We start from the raw sequence: 16,145 nt of genomic DNA, 5'->3' as shown, positions 1-16,145 counted from the left end.
GGAAATACCGTGAAAACCCTACGAATGGCATTGACCGCGTTGCTGCTGCTGGCGACCGCTAACGTGCAGGCGGCGGAGAAAGTTCGCCTGCTGCTTGACTGGTTTATCAACCCCAATCACGCGGCGATTTTTGCTGCCCAGCACAGCGGCGCGTTTAAGAAAGAGGGGCTGGATGTCGAGATGATCGCGCCCGCCGATTCGGCGTCCGTGCCGCTGCTGCTGGCGGCGGGCAAAGTCGATCTCGCCGTCAGCTACCAGCCGCAGCTCTACACGCTGGTGGATAAAGAGGTGCCGGTGATTCGCGTCGGTACTTTAATCAATCAGCCGCTGAACACGCTGACTACGGTGTCAGACGATATCCACTCGCTTAAAGATTTCGCTGGCAAAACCATCGGCTACGCGGTGCCGGGAACCGAAGATGTGGCGATTCGCAATATGCTGAAAGCGCAGGGCGTTGATGCTGACTCAGTCAAACTTATCAACCTGAATATGGATGTTACTTCAGCGCTGCTGACACACAAGATTGATGGCGCGATGACTATTTTCCGCAACTATGAGCTGCTGGATCTGAAAGACAAAGGCGCGCAGCCAACGGTGTTCAAGCCGGAAGATTATGGCGTGCCTGCTTATGATGAGTTGATCATTCTGGCAAACCAGAAAACTGCCGCGCAGGACAAACGCATTCCGGCGTTTTTACGTGGCCTGGATGCCGGTGTGGCGTGGCTGCGCGCGCATCCGCAGGAAGCCTGGCTTGCGTTTATTAAACAATATCCCGAGCTGAATACGCCGCTCAATCACGAAGCGTGGCAGGCGACGTTGCCATATTTCGCCCAGCACAGTGCGGCGTTTGATCAGGCGCGTTATCAGGCGTTTGGTGAGTATATGAAGGGTAATGGTGTGATTAAGGCTGTGGCGCCGATGGGGCGTTATTCGTTGTAGGTTGGTGCGATTTGCCCCTCACCCCAGCCCTCTCCCGCGCGCGGGAGAGGGAGCCGACCGCGCCCACCTAACCATTCTCACCACCTAATCATTCCCTCTCCCGCTTGCGGGAGAGGGTTAGGGTGAGGGAAACCACGCACAATTTCCCTTGCACCCACACTTATTTTTGATAATGATATTTATTCTCAACTATCAAGTGATGGACAACCTGATGCGTTTCCCCGCTCTTTCTCTGCTGCTTAGCCTGTTTTTCATCTGCACCCATGTTCACGCCAACGTAACCTGGCCGCGCACTATCACCACACCGAAAGGCCCGTTCACTCTGCAACAGCCGCCGCAGCGCATTGTCTCGACCAGCGTCACGCTAAGTGGCACCTTGCTGGCGATTAACGCGCCGCTGGTCGGCTCCGGCGCCACCAGTCGCAGCAGCAGCGTGTCGGATGCGCAGGGCTTTTTCACGCAATGGAGCGCGGTGGCAAAAGCGCGGCAGGTTAAACCGCTCTACATCTCACAGCCAAACGCTGAAGCCATTGCCGCCGAAGCGCCGGATTTGATTGTGATAGCCGCCACCGGCGGCGATTCGGCGCTGCGTCTCTACGATCAGCTGCAAACCATCGCACCGGTGTTAGTGATCGACTACGGCGATAAAAGCTGGCAGGCATTGACCTTGCAGTTGGGCGAGATTACCGGCCATGAAGCCGATGCCAAAGAGGTGATCGCAGCGTTCGACAAACGAGTAGAAACGGTGCGTCACAAGATTACGCTGCCGCCGCAGCCAACCTCTGCGCTGGTCTATTACGAAGATGGACGCGGAATGAACTTGTGGACGCCAGCATCGGCGCAGGGCGCGCTGTTGCAGGATTTGGGCTTTACCCTGGCCGCGCCGCCCGCCAGTTTTCAGGGCAGCACCAGCATGGGTAAGCGCAATGACATTATTCAGCTGAACGGTGAAAACATGGCCGATGGCATCACCGGTAACACGCTGTTGCTGTTCGCCGCCGATGAGAAAACCGTGCCGCAGGTGGCGAAGAATCCGTTCCTCGCCCATCTGCCGGCGGTAAAGCAGCACGACATCTTTGCCGTGGGTAACGATACTTTCCGCCTCGATTACTACAGCGCCAGCAATATGCTCAGTAGCATCGAGCGGCAGTTTACCCGTTAAGCCTCTGCGGTGGCGGGCTGCGGCGCGTCCGGTTGTGCACCGAGGCGCGCCGTGCGCAGGCCGCGCGCCGCCAGCGACAGCAGCACCAGCAATCCCGCCGCCAGTCCACCAAACCATAGCACGCTGCTCAGCGGTGCCAGCACGCGTGCCAGCGCACCTAAACCCAATGCCCCAACCGAATCGCCGGTCACATCCTGCGCGGTGCCGAGGCTGTTGACGCGTCCCAGCAGCGCATCCGGCGTGTGGTGCTGCGTCAGCATAAACTGCAATAGCGAGGCGATGGCATTGCTGTAGCCGTAACACACCAGCGCCAGCAGCGCGGGCAGTAGATGGCTGTAAAGACCGAGCGAGGCGATGCAGGCAAATGCCAGCAGCGCACAACCCATCAGCACCCATCCCGGGCGCGTTAACTGCCGCACCCAGCCGCTGGTGAAGGCACCGATCATCGCGCCCAGCGGCACCGCTGAGTACATCAATCCTAATGCGGACGCATCGGCATGGAAGGTCAGCGCCAGCGCCGGGAACAGAATACGCACCGCGCCAACCATGCTGAGCAGCAAGCCAACCAGCACCACCGCGCCCACCACTTTATGCTGGCAGACAAACTGCATGCCGCTCGCCAGCGCGCGCAGCGGATGCTCCGGCTCCTGTTGTTCGGGCTTCATCGACGGTAAACGCACCAGCGGAATCAGCGTTGCTAACGTACCAATCGCGGCGACCGCAAACGCCCAACCGACACCCGCCGCAACGATGATCATGCCGCCGAGCGCGGGCGACAAAATCGCGCCGAGGCGCACCGTTAGCATGCTGAGCGCACCGGCTTCCGCCAGATGTTCACGTCCGACGATCAGCGGGATCACTGCCATTAGCGCGGTCATGCCAAGCGCGCCAAAGAAGCCATCCCAGAAGGCGAGGAAGTAAAGCGCCAGCAACGAAGGTGCTGGGCTGAAGGCGTTGAGGCTGAGCAGCACAAAGCCGATGCCGCAGGTGCCGCGCGCGAACAGGATTAATTTGCGGCGATCGTAGCGATCGGCCAGCACGCCGCCGAGCAGCAGGCCGATAAACATGCCGATGCCGTCGAGCATTACCGCCACGCCGACCTGCAGCGTGGAGCCGGTCATTGCCTGAATCTGCACTGGCACGCCAACCGCCAGCATGCCAAGGGCGAATACCGAGAGCATGCGCGCGCAGAATATCGCGCGGAACGATGCGTTGTTTTTGAGCAAACTGAAATCTAAGAATATCGAGGGCTTAGACATGATTCTCCAGTGTATGTGAACGAGGTCGCCATTAATGGCGACCCTACAGCGTGTATATTTCCGGTCGCCATTAATGGCGACCCTACGGTGTGGGTTTTCGTAGGGTGCGCATTCATGCGCACCGTTTCGATGCCCGCACTAAACTCCTCAACCCGCCAACAAACGATTAATCAACGGTCCCAGCACCTGCAACGAATCTGCTGAAAGAATATCGGCGTGTTCGCAATCCAGCGGGAAAATCGTCAATTCATCAACGAACGGTGCCCAACTGGCGCGCACATCCATCTCCGGCGGCAGCGTTTTCCCGGCCATAAACAGCGTGGCGTGGCCGGCATAGCGCGGCGTTCGCGCTTCAGCCAGGCGTGCAACGGTGTCTTTGTAGTTGGCGACGATGGTGCTAAACATCGCCGCCTTCTCTTCACGCAATAGCGGATCGCGCTCATCTTCGGTCGCAGCCATAAACTCGGCCTGCTCACGCGCCACTTCCTGTTCCGCTTCATCGGCATCCGGCGTGCGCCAGTCCTGACCTTCTGCCGGATAGGTATCCAGCAGGCCAAGAAATGCTACCGTTTCACCCTGTGCCTGCAAACGTGCCGCGATGCCTTGCGCCAGCGTGCCGCCGAGTGAATAGCCGAGCAGGAAATACGGACCGCTCGGCTGCTGCTGGCGAATTGCCTGCAGATGACGTTCGCACATCGCCTCCACGCTGTGACAGGCAGCAATCACGCCGTTTGGTCGCGGCGATTGCAGGCCGACAATCGGGAAGTCGCCGTCGAGATAGTGCAGCAGGGCGCTATACTGCCAGGCGAAGCCGGATGCCGGATGGATGCAGAACAGCGTCGGGCCGTGACCGGCGCGCAGCGGCAGCAGTTCGCCGTTGCCACCGCTTTCAATGTTGGCACCGCCGTCAAGCAGCGCCGCCAGCTTCTCCACGCTGCGCGCGGCGATGATCTGCCCGACGCTGAGCGGCGGCACATCACGACGGCGCAGTTCCGCCGCCAGACGCATCGCCAGCAGCGAATGACCACCGAGAGCGAAGAAGTCGTCATCGGCAAACACGCTGTCGCAACCAAGCAGCTGCTGGAACAGATCCGCCAGCAGACGTTCATTGGCGCTGTGCGGCAGGCGGCCGCTGCGCGCGCTGAGCTGCGGCATCGGCAGCGCTTTACGATCCAGCTTGCCGTTGGCGCTGAGCGGCAGATGGTCGAGCAGCAGATAGCTGACCGGCTGCATATGCGCCGGCAGACGTTCGCCCAGCTGCTGCTTCACCGCGTCGATATCCAGCGCCACGCCCGTTTCGGCCACCAGCCAGCCGAGCAGCTGACGGTTATCGACGCCCGGCGTGGCGTGCTGCGTCAGCGCGCGCGCCGCCACCACCGCCTGCGCCACGCCCGGCAGCGCCACTAACGCCTGTTCGATTTCGCCCGGCTCGATACGCTGTCCGCGCATCTTCAGCTGGTCGTCGCTGCGGCCGAGATACTCCACCGCGCCGTCGGCGCGCCAGCTGGCGATATCGCCGGTGCGATACATGCGCTCGCCTTCGGCAAACGGCGCGGCGACAAAACGCTGTGACGTAAGATCGGCGCGATGCAAATAGCCATCGGCCAACTGCACGCCGCTGAGATAGAGATCGCCCGGCACGCCAACCGGTACCGGTCGCAGCAGGCTATCGAGAATATGCAGCTGCGTGTTCCACACCGGACGACCAATCGGCACGCCCGGCCCGTTAAGGCCTTCCAGCGCGCTGCCGCTGGCCGGTTGCCAGGTGACATCGACGGCGGCTTCGGTTGGGCCATACAGATTGTGCAGCGGCGCGGCGATCATCTCCTGATAGCTGCGCGCCAGGTCGCACGCCAGCGCTTCACCGCTGCAGAATACGCGGCGCAGCGTTGGGCAAGCTTGCTCGGTTTGCGCGGCGAGATGGCCGACAAAGGCCGCTAACATCGAGGGCACGAAGTGCAGGGTGGTCACGCGATAATCGTCGATCAGCTGCCACAGCGCCTGCGGATCGCGGTGCGCTTCCGGCGGCGCCATCATCAGCTGCGCACCGGTCATCAGCGGCCAGAAAAACTCCCACACCGATACATCAAAGCTGCACGGCGTCTTCTGCAACACTACATCGTCGGCGCGCAGCGGGTAGCTGGCCTGCATCCAGCGCAGGCGATTGACGATGGCGCGCTGATTCACCACCACGCCTTTTGGTTTACCGGTCGAGCCCGAGGTGTAAAGCACGTAAGCCGGGCGACTGGCGTCCGCCTGCGGTAAAGGGTGGCGCGGTTGAAGGTTTTCACTGGCTAAACCATCAAACATCATCAGCGTGCCAAACGTGGCAAAGCGGGTTTCCAGCGCGGATTCGGTGATCAGCACCCACGGCCGCGCATCTTCTACCATATAAGCCAGACGTTCATCGGGATAACCGATATCCAGCGGCAAGTACGCCGCGCCCGCCTGCAGGATGGCAGTGAGCGCAATGCTGAGACGCACCGAGCGCGGCAGCGCCACGGCGACGATATCGCCTGGCATCACGCCCGCTTCAATCAGGCGATCCGCCAGCAGCGCGGCCTGACGCTGCATGTCGCCGTAGCTCAGACGGTGATCCACATCCATTAGCGCCAGCGCGTCCGGCGTGCGCGCCGCCTGCTGGGCAATCGCCTGCTGCAGGGTTTCATTCTCCAGCTGCACGCCGGTGTTATTCACCCAGGCGAGTAGCGATTGCTCGGCCAGCGTTTGCAATTTCCACTGCGTCAGCGGCAGATCCGGCGTGCTGACCAGCTGTTGCAGTAGCAGTAACAGCCGCTCGGCAAGACGTTCCGGCTCGCTAACGCAGTTGCGATACTCCATCAGCAGCGTCAGCTGTTCGCCCGGCAGCACCAGCAGCGTCAGCGGATAGTGCGTGTAACCGCGATTATGGATCGCTTCGCAGCGCACGGTGGCTTTGGCATCCAGCAGCGTTTGGTTGTCCGGATAGTTCTCCACCACCAGCAAGGTATCGAACAGCGTACCGGCGCCGACCAACTGCTGAATCTCGGCGAGGCCGAGGCAATCCTGCTCAATCAGCTGGATTTGCTGCGCCTGATGATCGGCGAGCTGCGCCAGTAACGGACGTTGATGATCGAAACGCACCCGCACCGGCAGCGTGTTGCTGAACAGGCCAACGTGCTGATCGATACCGTCAATCTGACCAAAACGGCCAGAAACCGGCGCACCAAACACCACGTCTTGCTGGCCGCTGGCGACCGACAGCAGCAAGCCCCACAATCCCTGCATCACGGTGTTCAGGGTTAAGCCGCGCGCCCGGCACAGCGCATAGAGTTCCCGCTCCAGTGTGGCATCTAGCGTAATGCGCTTTTCGTTAACCGCGCTATCGGCGGCCTGCGGATAAAGCAGCGTCGGACGCACGTCTTTCAGGCAAGCTTGCCACTGCTGACGCGCTTCATGGCTGTCGCGCTGGCTGAGCTGACGCACGATGTCGGCGTAGCTGCTGCTGTGCGCGGGCAAGATTTGCTGGCGCAGCGCGCTGAGCAGATCGTTGAGGATCACCGGCGTTGACCAACCATCCACCACCAAGTGATGCGCGTTGAGCAGTAGCGTCCAGCGCGCGCCATCGCGATGGGCGATCAGCGTGGCGTGCAGCATGATTGGCTGGCTAAACAGATCCTGCGCCAGCGCCTGATGTTCCAACGCCTGAATGTCCTCTTCCTCGCCCAACTGAAGCAGCGTCAGCGGCCAGTGCAATTCGCCTTCCGGTATCAGCTGCAGCGGTTGCAGGCTGAGTTCGGCGTCGAAGCGCGCCGCCAGCTGCGGATGACGCTGTAACACCGCGTCGAGCGCGGTTTGTACCGCTGCGGCGCTGATGTCGCCGCTCAGCGTCAGGCGGGTTAACGAGTTATAGCTGCCTTGCTGCGCGGTGGTTTGCGCGTGGAACAGCAAACCTTTCTGCAGCGGCAATAGCGGCAGCGCATGGCTAAACGCACCGTGACGCGCATGCAGCTGTTGCAGCAGCGCGTCATCAACGCCTTCCAGCGCCACCTCGGCGGCCACCAGCGTGTGGGCGGCGTGCTGCGGTTGCTGTTGGGCCAGCGCGATCAGCGCCTGCGCGGCAGCCGCCATTGCCCGATGTAAATCGGCAATCGCTTCGGCGTTGAGCACGCCGTCCGCCCAGCTCCAGTTCAGCGCCAGCTGCGCCGCATGTGGCTGCTCCTCAACGAAGACGTTGAGTTCCAGCGCGTGCTGCAGCGGCAGCGCGTCATCCTGTAATACCGCGAAAGTGTCACGGAACTGTTGCGCGGTGCGCTGTGGCGTCCAGTCACCGCTGCGCGGTGTAAAGCGCCCGAGGTAGTTAAACAGCACCTGCGGCGCGTGTTGTGCCGCCAGTTTTTCCAGCGTCACGCCGCGATGTGCATCGAGCCAGCGCAGCTGCCCGTAGCCAATACCGCGATCCGGCACCGCACGCAGTACCGCTTTTACCGCGCGTACGCACTCATTGAGCGGCGCATGAGGATTTTCTGGCAACGGCAGCAGCAGCGGGAATTCGGACGTCAGCCAGCCGACGGTGCGCGCCAGATCCTGCTGCGCATGCAGTTCAGCACGGCCATGCGATTCCAGCGTGACGCGCTGCTGTGCGCTGCCGTTGAGCTGGCGCAGAGCGAGGGTCAACAAGGTCAGCAGCAGCTCTTCGCTGGTGGCGCGATAGTGCTGCGGCAACGTGTTGAGCAGCGCGTGCGTGGTTGATGCATCCAGCAGCGTGCGTTGATGCTGTTGGCGATCGCCGGACTGAATCGCCCGTTGACCGACAAGCGGCAGCGGTTCCGCCAGCATCTGTTGCCAGAACGGTAACTCGCTGGCGCGCGCCGCAAGGTTCGCCAGCAGCGCGGCAGACCAGTCGTGCAGTGAGGTTTCCTCGGCGGGGATCACCAGCGGCGTGTTATTGAGCAGCGCGTCACCGGCCTGTTGCAGTTCTTCCAGCAATACGCGCCACGAGACGCCATCGACAATCAGGTGATGCAGCGTTAACACCAGCCCACAGCTGGCGCCATCTTGCTGCAGCAGCGTGGCGTGCAGCAGCGCGCCGTTAGCCGGGTCGAGCGCCTCAGCATCCTGGCGGAACGCCCGTTCCGCTGCTTGGTCGCGGTCCTGCACCTCCAGCGCACGCACGCGGGCAGGGCGCGTCGTCAGCGCTTCGCCGACAATCAGCTGATCGCCACGCGTAAAGGCGTTGAGTGCCGGATGCGCCTGCGCCAGCTGATCGATCAGCTGTTTTACCTGTGCGAGCTGCAACTGCGGCGGCACCGACAGCAGTACGCCGTGAGCAAAGCGCGCATTGATGCCCGCCTGGGCGTTGAACCAGTGCAGAATTGGCAAGCCGCCAATCGCGCCCTGTTGCGCGACGCGCGCGCCGGTGTGGTGTTGTGCCAGCGGCTGCAAACCCCGCGCCATGCGGGCGGCGGTACGTTCGGCAAAGATTTCGCGTGGACGCAACAGATAGCCAGCGCGTCGGGCGGCGGTGCTGAGCCCCATCGCTGAGATGCTGTCGCCGCCGAGCGCGAAGAAATCATCTTCCGCGCCAACGCTCTCCAGCCCCAGCAGGCTGGCAATCGCGTGGCAAATCAGCTGCTCCTGCGGCGTGCTGGCGGCGCGACTTTGACTTTGCTGCGCCTGTTGCGGCTTTGGCAACGCCTGACGATCAATCTTGCCGTTAACGTTGAGCGGCAATTCGTCCAGCACCATCAGCACCGCAGGCACCATGTAATCCGGCAGCTGCGTGGCGAGCTGCGCCAGCAAACGGGCGTTGAGATCGGCATCGGCGCGCAGCGCATCATCCTGCACCGAGCAGTAACCAATCAGGCGATGCGTGGCGCCCATTACTTCGGCGATCACCACGGCGGTGCTGACTTCCGGCAGCGCCACCAGCGCATTTTCCACTTCACCGAGTTCGACGCGGAAACCGCGCACTTTAATCTGGTGATCGGTACGGCCAATAAACGCCAGCTGTCCATCCTGACGCCAGCGCATCAGGTCGCCGCTGCGGTACATCACATCGCCATCGCGGAAGGGGTTAGCGACAAAGCGTCCGCTGGTGAGATCGGGACGACGCAGATAACCGCGCGCGATGCCGGTTCCGGCGATATACAGCTCGCCAGCAGAACCAATCGGCACCTGACGCAACTGGTTATCCAGCAAATAGACTTCGCTGTTGCCCACCGGACGACCAATCACCGGCTGCGGTGACGCCATGACGCTGGCGCCCAGCGTATCGATGGTGTATTCCGATGGGCCGTAATAGTTGTGGATCTCCATCTGCTGCTGTTGCTGCATCAGCTTCCACAGCGTTGGCGTGGCCGCTTCACCGCCAATCATCACGAAAGAGGGACGATGGTTGTCGGCTTCCAGCAGGCCGCTGTCGATCATCTGCGAGAAGAACGACGGGGTGATATCCAGCAAATCAACCGGCACCGCGTTCATCTGCTGAATCAGGCCCCACGCATCGCGGCGCAGCTCTTCGTCGAAGATATTCAGCTCGCAGCCCATCAGCATGCAAAACAGCGGTTCCCATGAAGAATCGAACGAGAAGGAAGCGGTGTGACCGGCGCGCATGCGGCGCGGGCTGCTGGCGCTAAAGCGCGCAATCGCCGGGCCAAACAGATGCTCGCGGTGCGAAAGGAACAGATTGAGCAAACCTTGATGGGTGCTCATCACGCCTTTCGGGCGGCCGGTCGATCCTGAGGTGTAGATCATGTAGGCCAGATCGTCGCCACACAGCTGGGTATCTGGTCGTGCGGTGGAAAGGGTGCTCAACGCAATCTGATCGATCAGCAGATGCGTTAACTCCGGCATTTGCGCCAGCGTGCTGGAGTGCGTCAGCAGCAGCGTGGGCTGCGCGTCATCGCACATCAGCGCCAGGCGTTCGCGCGGATAGTCGAGATCGAGCGGCATATAGGCCGCGCCGCTTGCCAGCACGCCGAACATCGCGACCAGTGAATCCACCGAACGCGGAATGCCAATCGCCACCACGTCGTCAGCCTGCAGGCCGCGCGCGATCAACAGATGCGCCAGTTGCATCGCGCGATCGGCTAACTGGCGATAGCTCAGGCTGCGATCGCCGCACACCACTGCGGTCTGCTCGCCGTAGTGCTCAGCGGCTTGCAGCAGGATATCGACGATGGTGTGGGTATCGGCGGGCGGCACGATGGTTGGTCCGGTCGACCAGCGTTGCAGATCGATCTGTTCCTGTGGCGCCAGTAGAGACAGCGCGCCGATTTGCGTATCGGCATCCGCCGCGAACTGCGTGAGCAGATGGCTGATGCGCTCGGCGTGACGTTGTAGCGTGTGCGCATCGTAGCGGCGCGGGTTTGCCACCAGCGTCAGCTGCAATGCGCCATCGCGGAAGCCAACTTCAAACTCGAGATCGTCGACCGGGCCCATCGCCAGCGTGTGCGTTGGGGCTGCATGGCCATCGAACTGCAGATCGTCGTGGTAAACCTTGACGTTAATCACCGGACCATACAGCGCCTGGCTGCTGCCGACCAGACCAAGGTCGCGGCGCAGCTGTTCCGCTTCATAACGCTGATGACGGCGCGCTTTGCGGATTTCGCCTTGCACCTGCTGTACCAGCATCGGCAAGGTCATCTCATCGCTGACGCTGAAAATCAGCGGCAACACGTTGACCACCGGGCCGAGGGTAGAAATTGCTGCCGAACCCATGCGGCGCATAAACGGGAAGCCAATCGACAAACGTTGGCTATTACTGAAGCGCGCCAGATAGGCCACCAACAGCGCGCTGACAATATCGCCTTCGCTGCTGTTGGCGAGTGGTTGCTGCTGTCGCAGCGTGGCCAGTTGCGGCAGCGTTACCTGACAGCTGATCGGGCGATCGCCGGGATCGCTGACGTTTTCACTGGCAAGCGTCAGGGTTTCCGGCAAATCCGTCGCGTAACTTTGCCAGTGGCTAGCGGAGCGGGCAAAAGCCGGCGAATCCTGCCACTGCTGAATCTCTTCAATCACCGTGGTGAACGGGGTAAACGGCGAGGGCGCGGGCGCTTCGCCGGCGCAAAGGGCGGCGTAGATCGCTGCGACGCGTTGAGTCAGCGCTTCAAAGCTGAAGCCATCTACCAGCAAATGATGATAGCGCTGATACCACAGCCAGCTGCCGTCGCCGATGCGCATCAGCGCGTGACGATAGAGCGGTTTGTCGCCGTCGGCGGGCAGTTCGGCGGCGAGATCGGCCTGCATCAGTTTGTGCGCCTGGCTGCTGGCATCGGCGCGCTGGCTGAAATCGTGCCACTCCGGCGCGACCGGCGCTTGCGCTCCGAACCACTGCGCCGGATTACCATTATCGTCAAGGCCAAAGCGCGCCTGCACGGTATCGGCTTCCGCCATCGCCTGCTGAATGGCGCTGTCCAGCGCCGCCTGACTGATGTCGCCGTGCAGCACGCTGTAGTGTGCCACGGTAAATTGATTGCGCTGCTGCGCAATGCTGTCAGCGATCCAGATGCCGGGCTGCGCCGCAACGAGTGGATAGGCTAGAGAATGATTGTTTAGCGATGCCAAAGGACAATTCCTGTCTAATTCCCGTCATCCTTCAAGCTGCAGCCGCGTTGGCTGCATGCGTTCACCCCAGTCACTTACTTCAGTAAGCTCCTGGGGATTCGCGCACTTGCCGCCTTGCTGCAGCTCGAATGATTTTGGGAATAAATTATTGAAAGAAAATGAAAAAATAAAATTAAGCTTCGGTAGACGACGTCTGTTGCGTCGCTGGCCGCATGTCGTGCCAGTTTGCTTCGATAAACTCAATGGCGGCGCTGCGCGTCAGCGGTCCCGCCACGTTGTGCCAACCTGCCGGAACCGGGGCAAAAGCGGGCCACAGGCTGTATTGCTGGCGCGCGTTAAGCAGCACCAGAAAATCGAGCGCATCGTTATCAAACGGATTCTGTTGTTCAGACATGGTGGTTACCTTCAGAGGTTGATGTAGGGGAGAGAAAATCGGCCAGCAGCCAGCGGCAGCCGTCGATCAAACCGCCACGCCAGCACAACGCATCGTGCCCTCCGGCGAAGCGGCGAAAATGTAATTCATGGCCTGCGGCCTGTAGCGCCGGGGCGATCTGTTGGTTGACGTACACCATGTCCGCCTCGCGATCGCCCACTTCCTGGAAAATCTTCAGCTTGCCCGGCGGTAAATCGCCCTGTTGCAGCCGCTCGAGTAGCAAGCCGGGTGCGTGCTGCTCGCGGTTGGCGTAGTCGCGGATGTATTGCAGATGCGGCCACCAGAAGGAGCCGGATTGCGTGAGAATGCGGCCAAAACGCTGTGGCCAGTGCAAACCGGCATAGAGCGCGGCGAGTCCGCCGTAGCTTTGCCCGGCCACCAGCGTGCGGTCGGCGTCGCAGCTGAACGCTGCGTGCTGGCGCGCCAGCGGTAACAGTTCCTGCTGCACCGCTTGCCAGAAGGTTTCATTGCACGGCAATTCGGCTTCGCGATGCTGGCTGTCGATGACATCGATAAACAGCCAGCAGGCGGGCGGCAGTTCGCCATCGGCGGTGACTTGATCCAGCGCGCTGAAAATCGGTTGGCCGTAGACCCAGTTTTGTCCATCGAGCAGAATCGCCAGCGGACGCTGTTCGGGCTGAGCGGTTGTTCCGGTGCTATAAAGCCAGACGTTGCGTGTGACGTTGAGCAACGCGCTGTGCCACTGCAGGGTTTGCAGCGTATCCGGCCAGGTTTCCGCCATGCCGGCATCCAGCGCGCGCCAGGCCGATTGATCCGGCGCATCCGGCATGTGCGCGTTGCTCAGCGCAAAACGGCGACTGCTGAGAAACGGCGGCGTGCGATTGAATTTGTCGGGGATCGCCAGCGGCATCAGCGAGATCCACCACTTACGCTGCAGCGCGCGGCATTCGGCATCATCGCCACAAAACAGCGGCGGTAACTGCTGCGCGGTGGCGGGGATCAGGCTGTAACTGCCGCGCCAGTCAGATTCAATGGCGGTCGACCAATGCCAGACGTTGCTGTCGCCGACGCGCGCCAGACTTTCTGGCGCTTCGCTGTGGTGATCGGTGACGCCGTTAATATCGATATAAACCCGTTCAGTGGAAGAACGTGCGGAAAGTCCTTCGGGATCGCGCCAGAAGAAGTGCATGGTCGTTTGACCGCTTTCGTCACGCTCCACCAGCGGCGTACCTACCGCATATAGCCGCTGCCACCAGCTTTCGCTTCCTATTTCGGCCTGCTGCAACCATTGCGCAACTGTTCCGGCGGGCAACCACGTCTGCGTCGTATTTTCTGCGCTTGTTAGAAACATCCTGCAACCCATCTCCACATTTTGTTCACTGTCTTTACTTAATCAAAGCTAATGCAAATGCTATTGATAACGATTTACATTTGCAATATGATTTTTCGTGCCTGATAAACCTCCGTAATTTCAGTGGATTATTTTGTGAAGGACGTCACGCGGGGGAGATTAGGACCGTCAATAACGCAAGAGACTAATATTTCAATCCGTTACAGCCCTTGTCGTTGGGTGAGGGCGACTGAACGGATTATTTCATTTACAAGGCAGTTTGAAATAGAGATGGCAACTATGTCTGTTAAAGCTAAAAATTCAGCAATACCTGCTGTGGCACGGCAGTTCAGATTCAATCCTCTGTACCTTTCTCTGGCCTCAATTTTGATGGTGACACCAGCCGCCTTCAGCATTGCTGCCGAAGAGACCCTAACCGTAAACGCCGACACGCGTGAAAGCGTGACTTCGCCGCTGCAGGGCTACGTGGCGAAAGAGAGCGCGGCAGGCACCAAAACCGCTACGCCGCTGCGCAAAACCCCGCAATCCATTTCGGTGATTACCCGCGAGCAGATGGACGATCAGGCTGCGGCTTCCGTTGCGGATGCGCTGAGCTACAGCAGCGGCGTGTTGACCAACTATCGCGGTAACTCCAACCGTAATGATGAGATCATCGCGCGCGGTTTCCGCTATGCGCCAAAATTCCTTGATGGCCTGAGCTACGGTTTATCCGGCCAGGCGGGCGCAGCGGGGCAGATCGATCCCTGGTTGCTGGAGCGCGTAGAGATGATCCACGGTCCAGCTTCAGTGCTGTACGGCCAGGTGAATCCGGGCGGTATCGTGGCCATGACCAGCAAGCGCCCGACCGCGCAGAGCATTCACAAAGTTCAGCTCAGCACCGGCAATCAGCATTTGGGTGAAGCGGCGTTTGATTTTGGCGGCAAGCTGAATGATGACAACACGCTGTTTTACCGCCTGAACGGTATTGCCAGCACTAAACATGAGTTCGTTAAGGACAATAAACAGCAGCGCATGGCGATTGCGCCAGCGATAACCTGGCTGCCAAATGCGGACACCAGCTTTACGCTGCTGACGATGTATCAAAACGAGCCGAAAGCGGGATACCGTAACTTCCTTCCGGCCAGCGGTACGCTGAAAGAGAGCAGCGCGGGCTTTATCCCTTACGATTTCAACGTCAGCGATCCAAGCTTTAACGAAGCCAAGCGCGAACAGACCTCGATTGGCTATATCTTCGAGCACAATTTAAGCGATAACGTCAGCTTCACGCAGAATCTGCGCTACAGCAACATGGACGAATCGTACAAATATCTGGTGTATACCTTTGATGCTGATAACGATCACTCGATCAACCGTCGTCCGCAGCATGACAAGATCAAGTCGAAAGAGTTGGGCCTTGATAACCAGCTGAAAGCCACCTTTGAAATCGGCAACATCGCGCACACCGTGCTCGGCGGGCTGGATTACAAGTGGAGCGACGTGGATAACAAACTGTGGCGCGACAGCGGCGATCAGTACATCCTCGACTGGGCGAATCCAACGCGCATCAGCATCAACGAGAGTGATTTGACACTCACTACCAGCACGCGCAAGAAGCTCGATCAGGTGGGTGTTTATCTGCAGGATCAGCTGGAGTGGAATCGGTGGAACCTGCTGCTCTCCGGACGTCACGACTGGAGCGAAGTACGCACGCAGGATCGCACCGACAACAGCCAAACCCAGCAGAATGACGACAAGTTCACCGGCCGCGCGGGTCTGCTGTATGCGTTTGATAACGGCATTTCACCGTACGTCAGCTACAGCACGTCGTTCGAGCCAAACCTCAACAGCGGCGCGCCGGGCACCGATCCCTTCAAACCGACCACCGGCGAACAGACCGAAGTCGGCGTGAAGTATCAGCCGGTGGGTTGGGATGCGGTGTTTACCGTGTCAGCGTTTGATATCACGCAGAAAAACATCACCGCTTATAACAGCGTGACCGGTTATAACGAGCAGATTGGTAAAGTGCGTTCGAAAGGCATTGAAACGGAAGCGCATGCGCAGATTACGCCAGAGATCAAACTGTTAGCGGCCTATACCTACACCGATGCGGTGACCAAAGAGAGCAGTATCACGCAGCGCATCGGCCATTCACCGTCGAGCATTCCGCGTCATGCGGCGTCGGCGTGGGGCAGTTATACCTTCCTTGATGGTGTGCTGAGCGGCTTTACGCTGGGCAGCGGCGTGCGTTACACCGGCACCGCGCCAGCGGACGAAATTGGCGTCGACAAAGTACCGCATTACACGCTGTATGATGCGATGGCCAAGTATGAGCTGGGCGAAGCGGCGAACTCGCTGCGCGGCACCACGCTGCAGCTCAACGTCAACAACATCGCGGATAAGCACTACGTGGCGTCATGCAGTAATGAAAGCGCCTGCTTCTACGGCAGCGGTCGCACCATCGTGGCTTCCGTCAGCTACAGCTGGTAATTCCCTCCGGCGGCCTGCGTGGCCGCC

The 16,145-nt window shown here is 60.3% G+C and carries 7 protein-coding genes; 3 read left to right on the top strand and 4 right to left on the bottom strand.

The features are described from left to right. The first annotated feature begins 9 nt into the window (after window positions 1-9). Together K5Y32_RS11060 and fepB are read left to right on the top strand one after the other, a co-directional pair. Window positions 10-939 carry an ABC transporter substrate-binding protein gene (locus tag K5Y32_RS11060; protein WP_222183729.1) on the top strand — a complete coding sequence of 310 codons (930 nt, stop codon included), beginning with the start codon at window positions 10-12 and terminating at the stop codon, window positions 937-939. Between the two features lie 211 nt (window positions 940-1,150). Then, window positions 1,151-2,101, top strand: coding sequence for a Fe2+-enterobactin ABC transporter substrate-binding protein (gene fepB / locus K5Y32_RS11055; protein WP_222183726.1), 951 nt, complete (start codon window positions 1,151-1,153; stop codon window positions 2,099-2,101). Here fepB and entS read toward each other — a convergent pair. The 4 genes from entS to fes all read right to left on the bottom strand — a co-directional run bounded on the left by entS (window position 2,098) and on the right by fes (window position 13,652). Then, entirely contained in the window at window positions 2,098-3,360 is a 1,263-nt protein-coding gene (gene entS / locus K5Y32_RS11050) for an enterobactin transporter EntS (RefSeq protein ID WP_222183724.1), read from the bottom strand. The genes fepB and entS overlap by 4 nt on opposite strands. A gap of 147 nt (window positions 3,361-3,507) precedes the next feature. Next, a complete protein-coding gene (locus K5Y32_RS11045; protein WP_222183721.1) occupies window positions 3,508-11,907 on the bottom strand; it encodes a non-ribosomal peptide synthetase in 8,400 nt (2,799 codons plus the stop codon). Window positions 11,908-12,079: 172 nt separating this feature from the next. Next, window positions 12,080-12,301, bottom strand: coding sequence for an MbtH family protein (locus K5Y32_RS11040; protein ID WP_222183719.1), 222 nt, complete (start codon window positions 12,299-12,301; stop codon window positions 12,080-12,082). Beyond that, complete coding sequence (gene fes / locus K5Y32_RS11035) at window positions 12,294-13,652, bottom strand: enterochelin esterase (RefSeq protein ID WP_222183715.1); 1,359 nt, start codon at window positions 13,650-13,652, stop codon at window positions 12,294-12,296. The genes K5Y32_RS11040 and fes overlap by 8 nt, the downstream gene beginning before the upstream one ends. 369 nt (window positions 13,653-14,021) lie before the next feature. On the opposite strand from fes, the gene K5Y32_RS11030 reads away from it, so the two are divergent. Beyond that, window positions 14,022-16,118, top strand: coding sequence for a TonB-dependent siderophore receptor (locus K5Y32_RS11030; RefSeq protein ID WP_255602602.1), 2,097 nt, complete (start codon window positions 14,022-14,024; stop codon window positions 16,116-16,118). Window positions 16,119-16,145: the final 27 nt, after the last annotated feature.

The sequence above is a fragment of the Pantoea sp. DY-15 genome, assembly GCF_019795935.1.
Lineage (GTDB): Bacteria > Pseudomonadota > Gammaproteobacteria > Enterobacterales > Enterobacteriaceae > Pantoea > Pantoea leporis.
This window is presented reverse-complemented; position numbering and strand designations above follow the sequence as displayed.

Bases quoted from the DNA above. Each gene is read 5' to 3' on its own strand.
- fes (WP_222183715.1), bottom strand. From the start codon at position 13,652: ATGTTTCTAACAAGCGCAGAAAATACGACGCAGACGTGGTTGCCCGCC.
- K5Y32_RS11040 (WP_222183719.1), bottom strand. From the start codon at position 12,301: ATGTCTGAACAACAGAATCCGTTTGATAACGATGCGCTCGATTTTCTG.
- entS (WP_222183724.1), bottom strand. From the start codon at position 3,360: ATGTCTAAGCCCTCGATATTCTTAGATTTCAGTTTGCTCAAAAACAAC.
- fepB (WP_222183726.1), top strand. From the start codon at position 1,151: ATGCGTTTCCCCGCTCTTTCTCTGCTGCTTAGCCTGTTTTTCATCTGC.
- K5Y32_RS11030 (WP_255602602.1), top strand. From the start codon at position 14,022: ATGGTGACACCAGCCGCCTTCAGCATTGCTGCCGAAGAGACCCTAACC.